15 protein-coding genes are annotated in these 16,078 nt (G+C 70.5%); 6 read left to right on the forward strand and 9 right to left on the reverse strand.

The window, feature by feature from the left end; translation table 11 throughout:
* Positions 1–94 precede the first annotated feature (94 nt).
* Together ABZV77_RS15870 and ABZV77_RS15875 are read left to right on the forward strand one after the other, a co-directional pair.
* Entirely contained in the window at positions 95–712 is a 618-nt protein-coding gene (locus tag ABZV77_RS15870) for a TetR/AcrR family transcriptional regulator (RefSeq protein WP_356256214.1), read from the forward strand.
* Positions 713–1,046: 334 nt separating this feature from the next.
* Entirely contained in the window at positions 1,047–2,513 is a 1,467-nt protein-coding gene (locus ABZV77_RS15875) for a PAS domain-containing sensor histidine kinase (RefSeq protein ID WP_356257589.1), read from the forward strand.
* Positions 2,514–2,719: 206 nt separating this feature from the next.
* Here ABZV77_RS15875 and ABZV77_RS15880 read toward each other — a convergent pair whose 3' ends face one another.
* Together ABZV77_RS15880 and ABZV77_RS15885 are read right to left on the reverse strand one after the other, a co-directional pair.
* Entirely contained in the window at positions 2,720–2,977 is a 258-nt protein-coding gene (locus ABZV77_RS15880) for a WhiB family transcriptional regulator (protein WP_016639615.1), read from the reverse strand.
* A 316-nt stretch (positions 2,978–3,293) separates the two neighbouring features.
* Positions 3,294–4,262, reverse strand: a complete 969-nt coding sequence (locus tag ABZV77_RS15885) for a diacylglycerol kinase family protein (RefSeq protein WP_055563721.1) — start codon at positions 4,260–4,262, stop codon at positions 3,294–3,296.
* Positions 4,263–4,342: 80 nt separating this feature from the next.
* Here ABZV77_RS15885 and ABZV77_RS15890 point away from each other — a divergent pair, with 80 nt between their 5' ends.
* A complete protein-coding gene (locus ABZV77_RS15890) occupies positions 4,343–4,801 on the forward strand; it encodes a hypothetical protein (protein ID WP_356256217.1) in 459 nt (152 codons plus the stop codon).
* Positions 4,802–4,852: 51 nt separating this feature from the next.
* On the opposite strand, the gene ABZV77_RS15895 is transcribed toward ABZV77_RS15890, so the two are convergent.
* The 3 genes from ABZV77_RS15895 to ABZV77_RS15905 form a co-directional block, all read right to left on the reverse strand.
* A complete protein-coding gene (locus ABZV77_RS15895; RefSeq protein WP_356256220.1) occupies positions 4,853–5,878 on the reverse strand; it encodes an RNA polymerase sigma factor SigF in 1,026 nt (341 codons plus the stop codon).
* Positions 5,875–6,288, reverse strand: a complete 414-nt coding sequence (locus ABZV77_RS15900) for an anti-sigma regulatory factor (RefSeq protein WP_356256223.1) — start codon at positions 6,286–6,288, stop codon at positions 5,875–5,877. The genes ABZV77_RS15895 and ABZV77_RS15900 overlap by 4 nt, the downstream gene beginning before the upstream one ends.
* Before the next feature lie 247 nt (positions 6,289–6,535).
* Positions 6,536–6,796: a UBP-type zinc finger domain-containing protein gene (locus tag ABZV77_RS15905; protein WP_356256226.1), complete on the reverse strand. Its 261-nt coding sequence runs from the start codon at positions 6,794–6,796 to the stop codon at positions 6,536–6,538.
* A gap of 46 nt (positions 6,797–6,842) precedes the next feature.
* Between ABZV77_RS15905 and ABZV77_RS15910 the strand changes: the two genes are divergently transcribed.
* Positions 6,843–8,441 (forward strand): Na+/H+ antiporter, encoded by a 1,599-nt coding sequence (locus tag ABZV77_RS15910; protein WP_356256229.1) that lies wholly within the window; start codon positions 6,843–6,845, stop codon positions 8,439–8,441.
* Between the two features lie 17 nt (positions 8,442–8,458).
* Here ABZV77_RS15910 and ABZV77_RS15915 read toward each other — a convergent pair whose 3' ends face one another.
* The 4 genes from ABZV77_RS15915 to ABZV77_RS15930 form a co-directional block, all read right to left on the reverse strand.
* Positions 8,459–9,382 (reverse strand): pyridoxal-phosphate dependent enzyme, encoded by a 924-nt coding sequence (locus ABZV77_RS15915; protein ID WP_356256231.1) that lies wholly within the window; start codon positions 9,380–9,382, stop codon positions 8,459–8,461.
* A 10-nt stretch (positions 9,383–9,392) separates the two neighbouring features.
* On the reverse strand, positions 9,393–9,983 hold the full coding sequence (locus tag ABZV77_RS15920; protein ID WP_356256234.1) for an N-acetylmuramoyl-L-alanine amidase: 591 nt from the start codon (positions 9,981–9,983) through the stop codon (positions 9,393–9,395).
* Positions 9,984–10,122: 139 nt separating this feature from the next.
* Positions 10,123–10,359: a hypothetical protein gene (locus ABZV77_RS15925; RefSeq protein ID WP_356256236.1), complete on the reverse strand. Its 237-nt coding sequence runs from the start codon at positions 10,357–10,359 to the stop codon at positions 10,123–10,125.
* A gap of 99 nt (positions 10,360–10,458) precedes the next feature.
* A complete protein-coding gene (locus tag ABZV77_RS15930; protein ID WP_356256239.1) occupies positions 10,459–13,104 on the reverse strand; it encodes a DUF2156 domain-containing protein in 2,646 nt (881 codons plus the stop codon).
* Positions 13,105–13,287: 183 nt separating this feature from the next.
* Here ABZV77_RS15930 and ABZV77_RS15935 point away from each other — a divergent pair, with 183 nt between their 5' ends.
* Together ABZV77_RS15935 and ABZV77_RS15940 are read left to right on the forward strand one after the other, a co-directional pair.
* Complete coding sequence (locus tag ABZV77_RS15935) at positions 13,288–14,691, forward strand: family 2B encapsulin nanocompartment shell protein (protein WP_356256242.1); 1,404 nt, start codon at positions 13,288–13,290, stop codon at positions 14,689–14,691.
* A gap of 141 nt (positions 14,692–14,832) precedes the next feature.
* Positions 14,833–15,891 (forward strand): family 2 encapsulin nanocompartment cargo protein polyprenyl transferase, encoded by a 1,059-nt coding sequence (locus ABZV77_RS15940; RefSeq protein ID WP_356257591.1) that lies wholly within the window; start codon positions 14,833–14,835, stop codon positions 15,889–15,891.
* Positions 15,892–16,078 lie beyond the last annotated feature (187 nt).

The following is a 16,078-nucleotide window of genomic DNA, read 5'->3' on the forward strand; positions in this document are numbered from 1 at the left end:
GCCGGACGCCCCCTCTTTCTCTAGTGGTCGCTACAGAAAGAACGCTACCCCACCCCCGAGCTCTTTTTCTAGTGCCCGCTATACAATTCACTCCATGGCGACGAAACAGCGCGGGCGCCCCCGCTCCTTCGACCGTGAGACGGCCCTCGAACAGGCGATCCGCACGTTCTGGGAGAACGGGTACGAGGGGACGTCCGTCTCCGACCTCACGCGCGTCATGGGCATCGGGGCCCCGAGTCTCTACGCGGCCTTCGGCGACAAGCGCACCCTCTTCGACGAGGTCGTCGTGCGGTACGGGGCGACCCACGGAGTCTTCGGCCCCCGCGCCTTCGACGAGGAGCCGACCGCTCGCGCCGCCGTGTCGCGGATGCTGCACGAGGCCGCGGCCGAGTTCACCGACCCCAGCCACCCCCGCGGCTGCCTCGTCATCACCGCGGCCACCAACTGCACGACGCCGGAGGTGGAGGAGGCCCTGCGGGAGCGTCGGAACGCGAACGTGGCGGACATCGAGTCCCGCGTCCGCGCGTCCGTCGCGGCGGGGGAGCTGCCCGACCGCACCGACCCCGCCGCCCTCGCGCGTTACACGGGGGCGGTCTTCCAGGGAATGTCGCAACAGGCCAGGGACGGCGCCACCAGGGAAGATCTGGAGGCGGTGGCCGATCTCGCCATGCTGGCGTGGCCGCAGGCCCGGCCGACCGGGAGCGATGACTGACCGTCGGCTCCAAAAAGTGGAGGACGTCGGCTCCGAATGTCGGAGAAAGAGACAACAACAAACATCTGTAGACGCATAGACATGGGAGAATGGTCTAGTCCACAATGCGTGGGTAAAGCCTCCGCTCTCCCCGCACAGGAGAGTGGACCGAGGAACCGGCGCTCTCTGCCCTGACCGCGTCGGATCCTCAAGATCGGCTGTTCAGTACCGCACATTCTGGCGGCCGATGCACCTGAAGGGCTGCGGTGCCGTGGGCGGGCTGAGGGTCCCGCCCTGGCGCCGCGGCTCGACGGGAGCCGCCGGACGCGAAAGGTACGCTCCACACGTGCCCTCCATGAACGACCTCGTACGCCAGCACACCGCTCTCGGTGACTCCGATCTCGAGTGGCTGCATCTGCTGGTCTCGGAGTGGCAGCTGCTCTCCGACCTCTCCTTCGCCGACCTGGTGCTCTGGGTTCCCACCCTCGACGGCACCCGCTATGTCTCCGTGGCGCAGATGCGGCCCAACACCGGCCCCACCTCCTACCAGGACGACATGGTCGGCCACCTCGTCCCGCGCGGCCGCCGCCCCCTCCTCGACGCGGCCCTGGACGAGGGGCGCATCGTGCGCGAGGGCGACCCGGAGTGGCGCGAAGAGGTTCCGGTGCGCGTCGAATCCATCCCCGTACGCAGGGAAGGCCGCGTCCTCGGTGTCATCGCCCGCAACACGAACCTGCTGACGGTCCGCACCCCTTCGCGGCTTGAGCTGACCTACCTCCAGTCGGCGTCCGACCTGGCGCAGATGATCGCCGCCGGGTCGTTCCCGTTCCCGGGCCAGCAGGTCGACATGGACGCCTCCCCGCGCGTGGGTGACGGTCTGCTGCGACTCGATGCCGACGGCGTCGTGCAGTACGCGTCGCCGAACGCGCTCTCCGCGTACCACCGCCTCGGTCTCGCCTCCGACCTCGTGGGGCACCACCTGGGCCGGGCGACGGCCGAACTCGCCCCGTCCCGCGGCCCGGTGGACGAGGCGCTGGCGAAGGTCGCGAGCGGCTGGGCGCCGCGCGAGTTCGAGATCGAGGGCGGCGACGGGGTGATCCAGCTGCGCGCGATCCCGCTCAAGCCCAAGGGGCCGCGCATCGGTTCGCTCGTACTCCTGCGCGATGTCACCGAACTGCGCCGCCGCGAGCGGGAGTTGATCACCAAGGACGCCACCATCCGGGAGATCCACCACCGGGTGAAGAACAACCTCCAGACGGTCGCTGCGCTGCTGCGGCTGCAGGCCCGGCGCATCGACTCCGCCAAGGGCCGCGAGGCGCTCGAAGAGGCCGTACGGCGCGTGGGTTCCATCGCCATCGTCCACGAGACGCTCTCCCAGAACCTGGACGAGCGCGTGGAGTTCGACGAGATCGCCGACCGGGTGCTCGCGATGGTCGCGGAGATCTCGCCCGGCAAGGTCATCGGCCGGCGCACCGGCCGCTTCGGGATTCTGGACGCCGAGGTCGCGACGCCGCTGTCGATGGTCCTCACGGAGGTGCTGCAGAACGCCCTGGAGCACGGGTTCCGGGAGGGGGACACCGGCACGGTCGAGGTGTCGGCGGTGCGCGGCGGCACCACCAAGGAGGCGCGGCTGCTGATCACCGTCCAGGACGACGGGATCGGCCTGCCCGAGGACTTCGACCCGCACCGCTCCGGCAATCTCGGCCTGCAGATCGTCCGGACCCTCGTCGAGGGCGAGCTGAGCGGCACCTTCGACATGGTCCGGGCGCCGGAGCGCGGCACGCGGGTGATCCTGGACATCCCGGTCCGCGGCGACAAGTAGCGGCGGAAATCGCGAGGGACCTGGCGGCGACGGAAAAGGTCGCGGCGGCAAACAGACGAAAGCAGTGAGCCCCGGACCGATTGGTCCGGGGCTCACTGCTCACGTTGCGTTGCGCATCGGGGGTACTGCGCGGCTGCGGCTCGGGGGCGGGAGTTGCGTACTCGCTGTACGCGCCGCCAAGCTCAGGCTCGTGTGGGGTGTGGGCGTCAGGCGCTGGCCTGGCGTGCACGGTTGCGAGCGGCGCGGCGCTTCATTGCGCGGCGCTCGTCCTCGCTGAGGCCACCCCAGACGCCGGAGTCCTGGCCGGACTCGAGCGCCCACTGCAGGCACTGCTCCATGACGGGGCAGCGGCGGCAGACGGCCTTGGCTTCCTCGATCTGCAGCAGCGCAGGACCGGTGTTGCCGATGGGGAAGAAGAGCTCGGGGTCTTCCTCGCGGCAAACGGCGTTGTGACGCCAGTCCATGGCTGCTACCTCTCCTTGGTATTACATGCAGGTTGCTTGTGAATGTGAACGCTTTCACGAATCCCCCCGCACGGGAAGGGCCGACGCCCAGTTGCCTGGTGTGGACCTGTGGTGGAGGAGGGGTTCTGGCTCTCTGTGGGGCCGATGTTGCGGGCCGTCCCGATCGCCATGTAGAGATTCGCAAACCTCGGCGGCGGATACAACCCCTTCAGGAAAGTTTTTTTTGATTCCTCAGTGTCGGCTGGGTCACAGCCGTACTTCTATGGGGTGGACCCTGGCCTAAACGTTCGAGTGAAAGGACTTTAGGCCCTTCCACTCACACAATCACACGCAGTGCCCGGCGTACGCCTGTGAACGTCACGCTCGTCCGTAGCCCCAAGTGGTCACCGTCCATCTGGAGGGGCAGAGGAACCTTTGAATGCAAGGTGAAGTCTGTGAGGTCGTGGAGCGTAACTGCGTGCTTACCGTGCGGTCCCCGCTCCGGCGTGGACGTCAGGAGCTGGGTGCCGTACCGGGCCACCGCGGCCGTGGAGAGCTTCTTCAGACCCAGCACGTCCAGGGCCGTGTCGAAGGAGGCCTGCGGGGATGCGTACAGCGGGCGATTGCCCAGGTAGGAGTACGGAGAGGTGTTGCAGACTATCGACATCACCAGGTCGGTCACCGGGTCCTCGCCGGGCCGCTCCAGGGTGATCATTCCGTGCCTGCGGTGGGGCTCGTCGATGAACTGGCGCAGCACCTGGCGCACATAAAGGGCGTGTGTCGAGCGTCGGCCGAGCTCGCGCTGCTGTTCGACCCTGCCCACCACGCCGCCGTCGAAGCCGAGGCCCGCGCAGAACGTGAACCAGCGCGAGGGCACGGCCTCGTCCTCGGTGCCCGGCGTGCCGCCCGCGATGCCCAGGCCCACCGTGCGCTCACTGCCCTCGCGCAGGGCGTCCAGCAGGGCCCCCGTGGCCTCCACGGCATCGTTGGGCAGCCCCAGGGCGCGCGCGAAGACGTTGGTGGAGCCGCCGGGGACGACGGCGAGGCGGGGGAGGCGGTCCGGATCGGGGCCGTGGTGCAGCAGGCCGTTGACGACCTCGTTGACGGTGCCGTCGCCGCCGAGGGCGACGACCAGCTCGATGTCCTTGCTCTCCGCGGCCTGCCGGCCGAGGTCCCTGGCGTGCCCGCGGTACTCGGTGGTGACCGCGTCGAGCTTCATCTCGCTCGCCAGCGCGTGGACCAGCACATCACGCGTACGCGCACTGGTGGTGGTTGCCGCCGGGTTGACCACGAGAAGTGCACGCATGCGAAGCAGACTACCTAGCGCTCTTTACACGGCCTAGACCGAGGTGCCGGGGCGGACGCACCCGGAGCTACTCTGCTGGGGTGAGTACTGAGCGGAAAACCACCCCCGAAGCCCCGGAGTCGCCCGAGCCGGGCCCGCGACCCGCGCGGGTGACCGCCGCCGCGGCCCTGGTCGCGCTGGAGGGCCTCGCCCTCGTCGCCGGGGGCGTGTACATGCTTGCGCTGGGCATCACCGGATCGCCCGACGACGCCAAGCAGGCCTGGACGGGCGGCATCACGCTGATCGTCCTCGCGCTGCTCCCGCTGCTCGCCGCGCGCGGGCTGCTGAAGCTGCGCCGGTGGAGCCGCGGTCCCGCGATCATCACGCAGATCATGGCGCTTCCGGTGGCCTGGCAGATGCTGCAGGCCGACAGCGCGGCGATCCCGGCCGGCATCGTGCTCGCGATCTGCGCGGTCGTCTCGCTCGTCCTCGTGGTCAATCCGGCGACGACCGAGGCCCTCGGCATCCAGGGCCCCGGCAACGTCCAGGATCAGAAGTAGTACGGCTCAAAAGCGCTGGTACCGCTCAAAAACGGCCACTACGGAGAGTGATCACTCCTCGACGAGGAGCTTCTCCCGCAGCTGCGCCAGCGTGCGCGCCAGCAGACGCGAGACGTGCATCTGGGAGATGCCGACCTCCTGCGCGATCTGGGACTGGGTCATGTTGCCGAAGAAGCGCAGCAGCAGGATGCGCTTCTCCCGCGGAGGCAGGTCCTCCAGGAGCGGCTTGAGCGACTCGCGGTACTCGACGCCCTCCAGGGCCTCGTCCTCGGCGCCCAGGGTGTCCGCGACGGCCGGGGACTCGTCGTCCGTGTCGGGGACGTCCAGGGACAGCGTGGAGTACGCATTGGCGGACTCCAGGCCCTCCAGGACCTCCTCCTCGGAGATGGCCAGCTTCTCGGCCAGCTCGTGCACGGTGGGGGATCGGCCGTGCAGCTGGGACAGCTCGGCCGTCGCCGTCGTCAGTGCGAGCCGCAGCTCCTGGAGACGCCGCGGGACACGGACCGCCCACCCCTTGTCGCGGAAGTGCCGCTTGATCTCGCCGACGACCGTCGGGGTCGCGTACGTGGAGAACTCCACGCCGCGCTCCGGGTCGAAGCGGTCCACGGACTTGATCAGGCCGATCGTGGCGACCTGGGTGAGGTCGTCCAGCGGCTCGCCGCGGTTGCGGAAGCGGCGGGCCAGGTGCTCGACGAGCGGCAGATGCATGCGGACCAGCTGGTTGCGCAGCTCCGCGTACTCCCGACTGCCGCCGTCCAGGGTGCGCAGCTCGATGAACATCGCGCGTGCGCCGCTGCGGTCCTGCGGATCGTGCCGACCGTGCTCGCTCATGTTTCCCGCCCGTCGCCCGCCGCCCCGGCCGGAGAGCTGCTTGAGCTCGTCCTTGGCGGTCGGCTCTGCCTGCTCCGACACATCGGCCACCCTCAGCGGACCTGACCGGTCCGGCTCCTCCGGGTGCGGTTTGGCCTGCTGTTCGGGGATTCCGGTGGTCATACGGCGCAACCCCTCCCTGCCGTCGGCGGGCAGACCTCGTGTGCCGCGCTCTTCGTCCCGCACCGGCCCGTCCCCGTCCCTCACGCCGGCCCGGGTCCCGCGCCGCGCTTCTTGTAGAGGCTGATCGAGACGGTCTTGTCCTCGGCGACGGTCGAGTCCACCTGGCCCGCGAGGGCCGACAGCACCGTCCAGGCGAAGGTGTCCCGCTCCGGGGCCCGGCCGTCGGTCGTGGGCGCCGAAACCGTCACCTCCAACGAGTCGTCGACGAGGCGGAAGACGCAGCTGAGCACCGAGCCGGGCACGGCCTGCTGGAGCAGGATCGCGCAGGCCTCGTCGACCGCGATGCGGAGGTCCTCGATCTCGTCGAGAGTGAAGTCCAAACGCGCTGCAAGGCCGGCCGTGGCCGTCCGCAGCACCGACAGGTAGGCACCCGCAGCCGGAAGGCGGACCTCCACGAAGTCCTGATTCCCGGGCTCGCCTGCGATCTGGGACACCCTCACCTCCAAGGTGGTACAAGCACTTTCGGGGTTCCGGAGCCGCCGTCCAGCGGCGGTCCGGGCTGCGTCACACGGGTAACGCCCCACGTCGTTCTGCGGTGACGCTACCGCGCTCCCCAGCTCCGTGTCCCGGGGACCCCGGCCTGATGCTGTCACTCATAGTAAGCCTATGAGTACGGACAGTGGCTAGGGGTCGCGCAGGCCCAATTGGAAAGAACGGGCGCCGGGTTGACGTACCCAAACGTCAGACGATCGAACCGTCCACGAAGCACCAGCGCCAGCTCTCGCCCGGCTCGAAGGTCCTCATCACAGGGTGTGAGCTCTCCCTGAAATGTGCCGTCGCGTGCTGGAAAGGGGAAGAGTCGCAACAGCCCACATGCCCGCACTCCAGACACAGCCGCAACTGGACCGGGTGGCTGCCGGCGGCCTGGCACTCGAGACACGTTTCGCTCAGCGGGGGCACCTCGGGGTGCGGCAGCGCTGTGACGTGCGGGCACTCGTTCATGATTGCCAGGTTACGACGGGAACACGGAGGGCGGAGGGGTCTGTCGATGGATGTATTGCCGCTGGTGGCACTGATCGCGGCGAGCGCCGTAGTGGCCGGGGCAGCACGCAGGACTCCGGTGCCGGCGCCGCTGCTCCTCGTCGGGGTCGGGCTCATCGCCTCGAACCTCCCCGGCGTGCCCGACTACCACCTCGACCCGCACATCGTGCTGCCGCTGATCCTGCCCCCGCTGCTGCACACGGCCGCCCTGGAGAGCTCCTACCTGGACCTGCGGGCCAACATCAGACCCGTCGCGCTCCTCTCGGTCGGTTACGTCCTGTTCGCCACGGTCGCCGTCGGCTGGCTCGCGTACCTGCTCATCCCCGACCTGCCGCTGACCGCCGCGCTCGTCCTCGGCGCCGTGATCGCGCCACCGGACGCGGTCGCCGCGACCGCCATCGCGCGCAAGGTGGGCCTCCCGTCGAGGATCACCACGATCCTCCAGGGCGAGTCCCTGGTGAACGACGCGACCGCGATCACCGCCTACAAGGTGGCCATCGCGGCGGCGGTCGGCGAGGGCGCGAGCTGGTCGGGCGGTGTCCGGGAGTTCCTGGTGGCCGCGGTCGGCGGGGTCGGCGTCGGGCTGCTGCTCATGGTGCCGATCCACTGGCTGCGCACCCACCTCAAGGAGGCGATGCTGCAGAACACGCTGTCCCTGCTCATCCCCTTCGTCGCCTACGCCGCCGCGGAACAGGTCGGCGCCTCCGGAGTGCTCGCCGTGGTCGTCGTCGCGCTGTACCTGGGGCACCGCTCCTGGCAGGTCGACTTCGAGACGCGGCTGCAGGAGGCCGCGGTGTGGAAGGTCGTCGCGTTCATCCTGGAGTCGGCGGTCTTCGCGCTGATCGGGCTGCAGCTGCCCGTCGTGCTCAAGGGGCTCGGCGAGTACAGCGTGGCGCAGGCCGTCTGGTACGCGTTCGGAGTGTTCGTCTTCGTCGTGGTGGCGCGCTTCGTGTGGTCGTATCCGGCGACGTACCTGCCGCGCGGGCTCTCGGCGCGGATCAAGGAGCGCGAGGCCGACATGGACTGGCGGCGGCCGCTGATCGTCAGCTGGGCGGGCATGCGGGGAGTGGTCTCGCTGGCCATCGCCTTCTCGATCCCGCTCGTCACGGACGACGGGGAGCCTTTCCCGGCGCGCAATCTTGTCCTGTTTCTGACGTTCACCACGGTGATCGGAACGCTCGTCGTGCAGGGGCTCTCGCTGCCGTGGCTGATCCGCGTCCTGAAACTGCCGGGCCGGGACGCGCAGGCGGAGACGCTCGCCGAGGCGCAGGCGCAGAACGCCGCCTCGCAGGCCGCGGAGGCCCGGGTGGAGGAACTCATGCAGGACGAGCGCAATCGCCTCCCACGGCCCCTCCAGGACCGTCTGCGCACCGTCCTGGAGCGCCGCCGCAACTCCGTGTGGGAGCGGCTCGGTCAGGCGAACCCGGTGACGGGGGAGTCGGCGGACGGCACCTACCGGCGGCTGGCGCGCGAGGCGATCGCCGCGGAGCGCGAGGTGTTCGTGAAGATGCGGGACGAGCGGCGCATCGACGACGAGATGATGCGGACGCTGCTGCGCAAGCTCGACCTGGAGGAGGCGGCCGCCCACCACGAGATCGAGGACTGAACCGAGGGCTGAGACGCCTACCCGCGCGTGCCGGTGATGACCGCGGTGAGGCGGGTGCCGGGCCGGAAAGCGCCCTCTTCGGAGAGGACGGTCAGGGCGTACAGCAGTTTGGCGACGTAGAGGTGTTCGACCAAGAGGCCGGTCGAGGGCCCGTGCCGCTGCTCGAAGTCCTCGGCGAAGGCGATGAGTTCCGGCGGGGTGCGGGCGTAGCCGCCCCAGTGGAAGCGCTCGTCCAGGTGCCAGTTGGCGGTCGGTTCGCCGAACGTGCGCCGTTGCAGGGCGGCTATGTCGTCGCCCAGGAAGCCGCCTTTGAGGACCGGTATGCCGAGGGCCTGCCGGTCCGGGCCGAGCCCCGCGGCGAGGCCCGCGAGGGTGCCGCCGGTGCCGCACGCCACGGCCGCCACGTCGGTGTGCCCGCGCAGTTCCTCGCCGAGGGCCGTGCAGCCCTGGACGGCGAGGGGGTTGCTGCCGCCCTCCGGGATCACGTACGCGCCCCGGCAGCCCGTCTCGCCCAGGAGCGCGGCCAGCGTGCCGGGCTCGGTCTTCTTCCGGTACGTCGACCGGTCGACGAAGTGCAGGCGCATGCCGTCGGCCGCGCAGCGGGCCAGCGAGGGGTTCAGCGGGCGCCCTGCGAGTTCGTCGCCGCGGACGACGCCGACCGTGGCGAGGCCCAGGAGGCGGCCCGCCGCGGCGGTGGCGCGCAGGTGGTTGGAGTAGGCGCCGCCGAACGTGAGCAGGGTGTCGTGGCCCGCGTCGGCGGCCTTCCGCAGGTTCAGGACGAGCTTGCGGTACTTGTTGCCCGGCAGGTCCGGGTGGATCAGGTCGTCCCGCTTGAGCGACAGCTCCACGCCATGGCGGCCGAAACGGTCGTCCGCAATGCGCTGCAGCGGCGACGGCAGCCGCGGGAGCGGTCCGAGCGGGGCGGGCGGGGTGTGGTGCACCCCGCCATTGTCACTTGAGGCGCTCCTCGATGCGGTCCCGCATCGAGTCCATCGTGAAGCCGCGCGGGTCGACCTTGCCCGGCTGCCACTCCAGGTGGCCGATGACCGAACGCTCCGTCCAGCCGTGGTGACGGCAGATCGCCGCAGAGACCTTCTCGATGGCCTCCAGCTGCTCCTCGGGCCACGGGTCCTCGCCGTCGCCGAGGTTCTCGCACTCGAAGCCGTAGAAGTGGCGGTTGCCGTCGGTGTTCGCTTCGTTGTCCGGGGGCAGGCGCTTCTCCGCGATGACTGCGCGGAGCACGTCGTCGTCGCCGAGGCCCGCGTGGTTGGCGCGGCCGTACCCGACGAGGTGGACGCGGCCGTCCTTGGTGATGACGCCGTGGCAGAGCGGCCCGGGGAGCGAGGCGAAGCCGTCCCGGCAGATCTCCACCGTGCGCTGGCTGCCCGACGTCACCGTGTGGTGGATCACGACGCCGTGAACGGGGCCCCAGGGGCCTTTGTGGTTGCGGTTGTGGTGCTCCCAGTCGCCGACTTCGACGACGGTCACGCCTTCGTCTCGCAGGATGTCGAGGAACCGGCCTGCGGACATGGGTGGGGCCATGACCGCCTCCTTTGCAGGGCACGACGGCCGCTGGCCGCGGGCCGTCTCGTACGCCCTGCTTGTACCGGAACTCCGGTGCCCGGACCAGCCGTTCGGAAGCGATCCGTGGCCTGTTCGGGCACCGTGCGAGCCGATCCGGTCAATTGCCGTGCAGGAATCCGTCCCCGTTCGTCGCGATGTGGGACTCCAGGGCCTCCAGTGCCTGCTGGGTGGCCTGCGAGGAGCCGGTGCCCCGGCGCTCGGCGTAATAGGCGGCGCCGAGCTTCTTCAGGAGAGCGTCGCCCGCGCGCTTCTCCTGGACCTCGTCGATCTTCTGCTTGCCCTGGGTGAGGCCCCGCTGGGCCTGCTCTTTGGCGCGATCCAGGAAGCCTGCCATTGCTCTCTCCTGCCGGTTGGTACCAAAGGTTCTGGTGGTGCGGTGTTCCGTATCGGTTCAACGGTCGCGCGGATCTTGTGGTTCCCCGGCCGCCGTGGGCTAGCCGGTCAGCTTGCGCATCAGGCGCACTCCCTGCGACGGCTTCATGTGCGGGAGGTAGGCCTTGCCGATCGCCCGGGTGATGCTGGGAAGGGCGGCCGGGTCGGGGTAGCACATGTACATGGGCCGGTATTCGGGCTGGAACTTCGCCTTGAAGTTGAGCAGCGAACGGAAGCCGTAGACCGGCTCCAGGGTGCGGCCCGCGTAGTCGAGGAGGCGCTGCAGCGCGGCGGGCGGCTCGCCCGTGTCGGAGCGGGCGAGCGGCGCTCCGGAGAGGCTGAGGAACTGTGCGCCCTCCTCCTTGAAGCCGAGCGCGGCGGACGCGATCAGGAACTCCATGGAGCCGCGGAACCCGTCGGAGCGGCGCCGCATGAAGTCCAGGGTCCAGCCCACCGGCCGGGCCGGGGCCGTCCCCGGCAAGAAGGCGGCGGCCTCTCCCTCCTTCCGCTCCCCGGCGTTCGCGGAGTCTCCGTAGACCGGCATCCAGCTCGTGATGCCGTGCACGGTGCGGTCCCCGTCGACCGCGAGGAGGCACCGCACATGCGGGTCGTCGAGCTCGTCCAGGCCGCCGAGCGTGAAGCCCATCTCGGGGAGCCCCTTGTCGGCGACCCACTCCTCGGAGATCGAGCGGACCTGGTCGGTGAGCGCGATCGGGGCCTTCGGGAAGACGTGCCACTCCGCCGTGATGCCCTCCTTCTTGGCCTTGTTCAGGGCGGTGCGGACGTCCTGCCACTTCTTGCCCGTGAAGGCCAGCTCCGGGAGAGGTACGACCGTGTCCTCGGCGACCTGCACCGAGCTCCAGCCCAGCGCGTCCGTGCGGGCCTTGGCGTCGGCCGTCACGCTGTAGAAGCAGGGGGTCCAGCCGCGCCGGTCGCAGTACGCGGCGAAGCCGTCGATCGCGTCTGCGCGCGCGGTCGGCTCCCCGAAGGGGTCGCCCGTGGTGAGCGCGACTGTCGAATGCACGCGGTAGGCGACCGCCGCCCGGCCGTCCGCCGAGAACCAGTAGTGATTGCCCGGCCACGTCGTCAGATACGAGAGTGTGGTGCCCCCGTGCGCGGCGAGCAGGGCACGCGCGCGTGCGGCGGCGCCGGGGTCCGCGTGCAGCAGGGGCCGCCGGAACGCCACGAAGAGCGCGATCAGGGCGACCATCCAGAAGAGCATCCCGCAGTACTCGTACAGGGCCAGGGCGGTGCCGCCGACCGGGACGGGGGCCCGGCCCTGGAAGAAGAACGGCTCGTAACTCGGCGGCAGGAACTGCGTCGGCAGGCCCGAGACCAGCTTCGCGAACGTCGCGTCGGGCGTGTACTGGTCGCGCACCGCGTACCCGACGCCCACGTACGCGACGCAGGCCAGCAGCAGCGCCCCGCCGACGGTCCCCGCCAGCCACGTCACGGTGGTGCGCGGCAGGACCTGCGCGAAGAGCCGCCGGGTGAGGAAGAGCAGCACCAGGACGAGCAGCGGAAGCAGCATCTGCTCGACGACCGCCTGGATCATCGCCGCCTTCTGGTCGGACAGGTCGCTGCCCTCCAGGACGTACCGGTCCGGGTGCGAGGCGATGTCGCTCAGCAGATACGCCATGAGCCCCAGCCACACCAGCTGCGCGGCCACCGTGATCCGCCAGGACAGCCGCAGCCCGCGCCGCAGCCCCTCGGCGAGCACGAGCAGCAGCAGCGGGATCGCGATCCCCATGAGCATCGCGGGGGAGCCGTAGAAGTGGTCCTGCGCATGGACGCGGGCGCAGTCGGAGCTGCCTGCCTCGGTGCAGGCGTCCGCGATGTCCTGCGGGCTCGGCCCGCCGGAGACGTACAGATCGAGGACGTTGAACGGGCCGAGCGAGTCCTTGTAGAGGGTGGCGATGAGCGGGCCGATGGCGGAGGCGGCCACCACCAGGGCCACCAGGACGCGCCCCTCGGCGTGCGAGGCGTGCGGCATCCGCATGCGGTGGGTGTCCCCGTGCGCGAGGGCGCCGAGCGCCAGACCCACTACGACACCGGCCAGACGCAGCACCCCTTGCAGGTGTCCGACGTACAGCACGAGCATCAGCGGGAACACGATCAGGCCCAGCTGCAGCCTGCGCCGCCACAGGGCGTCGAGGCGGTAGCTGAGGAAGGCGCCGACGGCGCAGGCGCCGATGCCGGGCGTCGCCGTCAGATTCCGCGAGAGGTCGTCCAGCCAGTCCTCGCCGGCCAGCGCGCCCAGCTTCACGATCCCGGTGCCGAGCAGCGACCCCAGCACCTGGCCGAGGAACAGGACGACCGCCGTGCGCAGGGAGCCCATGCGCTGCTCGGCGGCCGAGCCCAGGAGCAGCAACAGCAGCGTGGAGCCGATGTAGTTGCCGATCCCCGGGCACCACAGGACCGAGGTGAGCGGGGTCCACCAGCGGCCGTCCGTGAGCGCGGGCACGCCCACGCCGATGTCGCTGAGGAGCGTGCCGGACGGACCGGAACCGAGGCTCCCGGTGAAGGCGCCGACGGCCCACAGCGCGACGACGACGAACACGGTCACCGGCGCGCGGCGGACCGGCTCGAACGCCCGGCCGACGGCACGCAGCAGCCGGACAGGACCGCGCTCGCCCGGCGGCGCGAGCGGAGCCGCCGGGTCCGGCCCCTGCGCACCGGTGCCGGGAGGGGCCGCGGAGGTGGTCATCTCCCGAGCCCACCAGGCAGTGGAGCCCGACACCTCCCGGGTTGAGCCGAACGAGTGGAAACGCCCCTCCTGCCCCGCCGGAGCGTGATCCATTCCCGCTCGTTTGTGTAATGGCGCCGACACGTTCCGTGCTGGAAGGGTTGGGGGCGCAGACGACCGCTGGTATCCGGGAGGGCATAGCCAATGTCGGTAGGCGAAGAGATCCGTTCTGAGTCGGAGAAGCCGCAGCAGAGCCTCGGCACTTCCGCCGCACGGAATCTGGCCACCACCACCAAGTCCGCGCCACAGATGCAGGAGATCAGCTCGCGCTGGCTGCTGCGGACGCTGCCCTGGGTCCAGGTGCAGGGTGGTACGTACCGGGTGAACCGAAGGCTGAGCTACTCGGTCGGCGACGGCCGGGTGACCTTCGTGAAGACAGCCGACCGCGTGCAGGTCATCCCGGCGGAGCTCGGCGAGCTGCCGGTGCTGCGGGACTTCGAGGACCAGGAGGTCCTCGGCGAGCTCGCACAGCGCTGCAGGCAGCGGGAGTTCGCCGCGGGAGAGGTCCTGACCTCCTTCGGCAGCCCCGCGGACGAGGTGTTCCTGCTCGCGCACGGCCGCGTCGAGAAGATCGGCACGGGTCCTTACGGGGACGACACCGTCCTGGAGACCCTCGCCGACGGCGCGTACTTCGGCGAGCAGGCGCTCGTCGACTCCGAGGCCATCTGGGAGTACACCGCGCGTGCGGTCACCGCATGCACGGTCCTCGCCCTGCCCCGCCAGGACCTCGAACAGGTCGCGGAGCGCAGCGAATCCCTCCAGGGCCACCTCCAGCGCCTGCGGTCGCTCCCGGCGCAGCGCACCAACACCTTCGGCGAGTCACCCATCGACCTGTCCGCCGGTCACGTCGGTGAAGCCGTGCTCCCCGGCACCTTCGTGGACTATGAATCGGCGCCGCGTGAGTACGAACTGAGCGTCGCCCAGACCGTCCTGCGCATCCACACGCGCGTGGCGGACCTCTACAACCAGCCGATGAACCAGACCGAGCAGCAGCTGAGGCTCACGGTCGAGGCGCTCAAGGAGCGCCAGGAGCACGAGCTCATCAACCACCGCGAGTTCGGCCTCCTCAACAACTGCGAGTACGACCAGCGGATCCAGCCGCACGACGGCGCGCCCAGCCCGGACGACCTGGACGAACTGCTCAGCCGCAGGCGCGGATCCAAGCTCTTCCTCGCCCACCCGCGCGCGATCTCCGCGTTCGGCCGCGAGCTGAACAAGCGGGGACTCGTCCCCGAGACCATCGACATGAACGGCAACAGGATCCCCACCTGGCGCGGCGTGCCGATCTTCCCGTGCAACAAGATCCCGGTCACCGAGGCCAGCACGACATCCATCATCTGTATGCGTACGGGCTTGGAGGAGCAGGGCGTCGTCGGCCTGCACCAGACCGGCATCCCGGACGAGATCGAACCGAGCCTGTCCGTCCGCTTCATGGGCATCAGCGAGCAGGCGATCATCTCCTACCTGGTGTCTACGTACTACTCCGCCGCGGTGCTCGTGCCCGACGCGCTCGGCGTCCTGGAGAACGTGGAGATCGGCCGCTGGTGACCCCGCGGCCGTGTCCCCGGTCGTGGCACGGGGTACACCCCCTCCGTACGCGCCCACACGCCGAGGAACAGCCACCGTCCGCATCCTTCCCGGGGTGAGTCCATGACGGACACGACGACGGACACGGCAGGCACGGTGCACATGGAGGGGCACACCCCGGAGCCCGGTGACGGGCCGGAGGCCGCGGACATCCTGGCGTCGACCCGGGCGCTCGTCGATCCGGAGCTGCGCAGGGCGATCGACACCCTGCCCGGGTCCCTGCGCAGGGTCGCGCGCTACCACTTCGGATGGGAGCACGCGAACGGCACACCGGCCGCGGGGAACGCGGGCAAGGCCATCAGGCCCGCGCTCGTGCTCACCGCGGTGCGCGCGCTCGGCGGGGACCCCGCCGGGGCGGTGCGGGCGGCGGCCGCCGTGGAGTTGGTGCACAACTTCACGCTCCTGCACGACGACGTGATGGACCGCGACACCACGCGCAGGCACCGGCCCACCGCCTGGACCGTGTTCGGCGACGCCGACGCGATCCTCGCCGGTGACGCCCTGCAGGCACTGGCGCAGCGGATGCTCGCCGAGGACCCCCACCCGGGGGCCCCGGCGGCGTCCGCCCGCCTCGCCAGCTGCGTCATGGAGCTCTGCGCGGGCCAGCACGCGGACTGTGCACTGGAGCGCCGCGGCCCGGACGAGGTCACGCTGGACGAGTGTCTCGCCATGGCCGAGGCCAAGACGGGGGCGCTGCTCGGCTGCGCCTGCGCGCTCGGGGCGGTGTATGCGGGCGCGGACCTCGACGAGGTCGACTCGCTCGACGGCTTCGGCCGGGAGGCGGGGCTCGCCTTCCAGCTCATCGACGACGTCATCGGCATCTGGGGCGATCCCGGGCACACCGGCAAACCGGCGGGCGCCGACCTCGCCGCCCGCAAGAAGTCCTTGCCGGTCGTCGCGGCCCTGGCCTCGGGCACACCGGCCGCGGCCGAGCTGGCCGAGCTGTACGAAAGCCCGCCCGACAAGGCGGAGAGCGCACCGGAGCAAGCGGCGCGCGCGGCCCGTGCCGTGGAGAGCGCGGGCGGCCGCGACTGGGCGCAGGTGCACGCGGCCGACCGGATGTCCCTGGCGATCGGTCAGCTCGCCAGGGCGGTGCCGGACCCGGAGTCGGCGGGCGGCCTGCTGGCCCTCGCCGAGTTCGTGACGCGGCGTACGCACTGAAGGGCACGACGGAAACAGGTCACTCGAAAGCCGCCACAAGCGGCTCGGCAGAGGCTTAGGATCGGTCGCCGCCCCCTCGCAACGACAAGCTCAGCCGGACCGTGGACGCCGAGCGGGGCGGCACCGCCCGCAGGGCCCGCACGTCCCCGCGATCCGGCCACGCTGCGGGGCCCTCCTGTGCATACGA

The organism is Streptomyces sp. NPDC004732 (assembly GCF_040609235.1).
Lineage (GTDB): Bacteria > Actinomycetota > Actinomycetes > Streptomycetales > Streptomycetaceae > Streptomyces.

Excerpts from the sequence above, each read along its gene's own strand:
- ABZV77_RS15870 (WP_356256214.1), top strand. The coding sequence starts at position 95 with ATGGCGACGAAACAGCGCGGGCGCCCCCGCTCCTTCGACCGTGAGACG.
- ABZV77_RS15875 (WP_356257589.1), top strand. The coding sequence starts at position 1,047 with ATGAACGACCTCGTACGCCAGCACACCGCTCTCGGTGACTCCGATCTC.
- ABZV77_RS15880 (WP_016639615.1), bottom strand. The coding sequence starts at position 2,977 with ATGGACTGGCGTCACAACGCCGTTTGCCGCGAGGAAGACCCCGAGCTC.
- ABZV77_RS15885 (WP_055563721.1), bottom strand. The coding sequence starts at position 4,262 with ATGCGTGCACTTCTCGTGGTCAACCCGGCGGCAACCACCACCAGTGCG.
- ABZV77_RS15905 (WP_356256226.1), bottom strand. The coding sequence starts at position 6,796 with ATGAACGAGTGCCCGCACGTCACAGCGCTGCCGCACCCCGAGGTGCCC.
- ABZV77_RS15910 (WP_356256229.1), top strand. The coding sequence starts at position 6,843 with ATGGATGTATTGCCGCTGGTGGCACTGATCGCGGCGAGCGCCGTAGTG.
- ABZV77_RS15920 (WP_356256234.1), bottom strand. The coding sequence starts at position 9,983 with ATGGCCCCACCCATGTCCGCAGGCCGGTTCCTCGACATCCTGCGAGAC.
- ABZV77_RS15925 (WP_356256236.1), bottom strand. The coding sequence starts at position 10,359 with ATGGCAGGCTTCCTGGATCGCGCCAAAGAGCAGGCCCAGCGGGGCCTC.
- ABZV77_RS15930 (WP_356256239.1), bottom strand. The coding sequence starts at position 13,104 with ATGACCACCTCCGCGGCCCCTCCCGGCACCGGTGCGCAGGGGCCGGAC.
- ABZV77_RS15935 (WP_356256242.1), top strand. The coding sequence starts at position 13,288 with ATGTCGGTAGGCGAAGAGATCCGTTCTGAGTCGGAGAAGCCGCAGCAG.
- ABZV77_RS15940 (WP_356257591.1), top strand. The coding sequence starts at position 14,833 with ATGGAGGGGCACACCCCGGAGCCCGGTGACGGGCCGGAGGCCGCGGAC.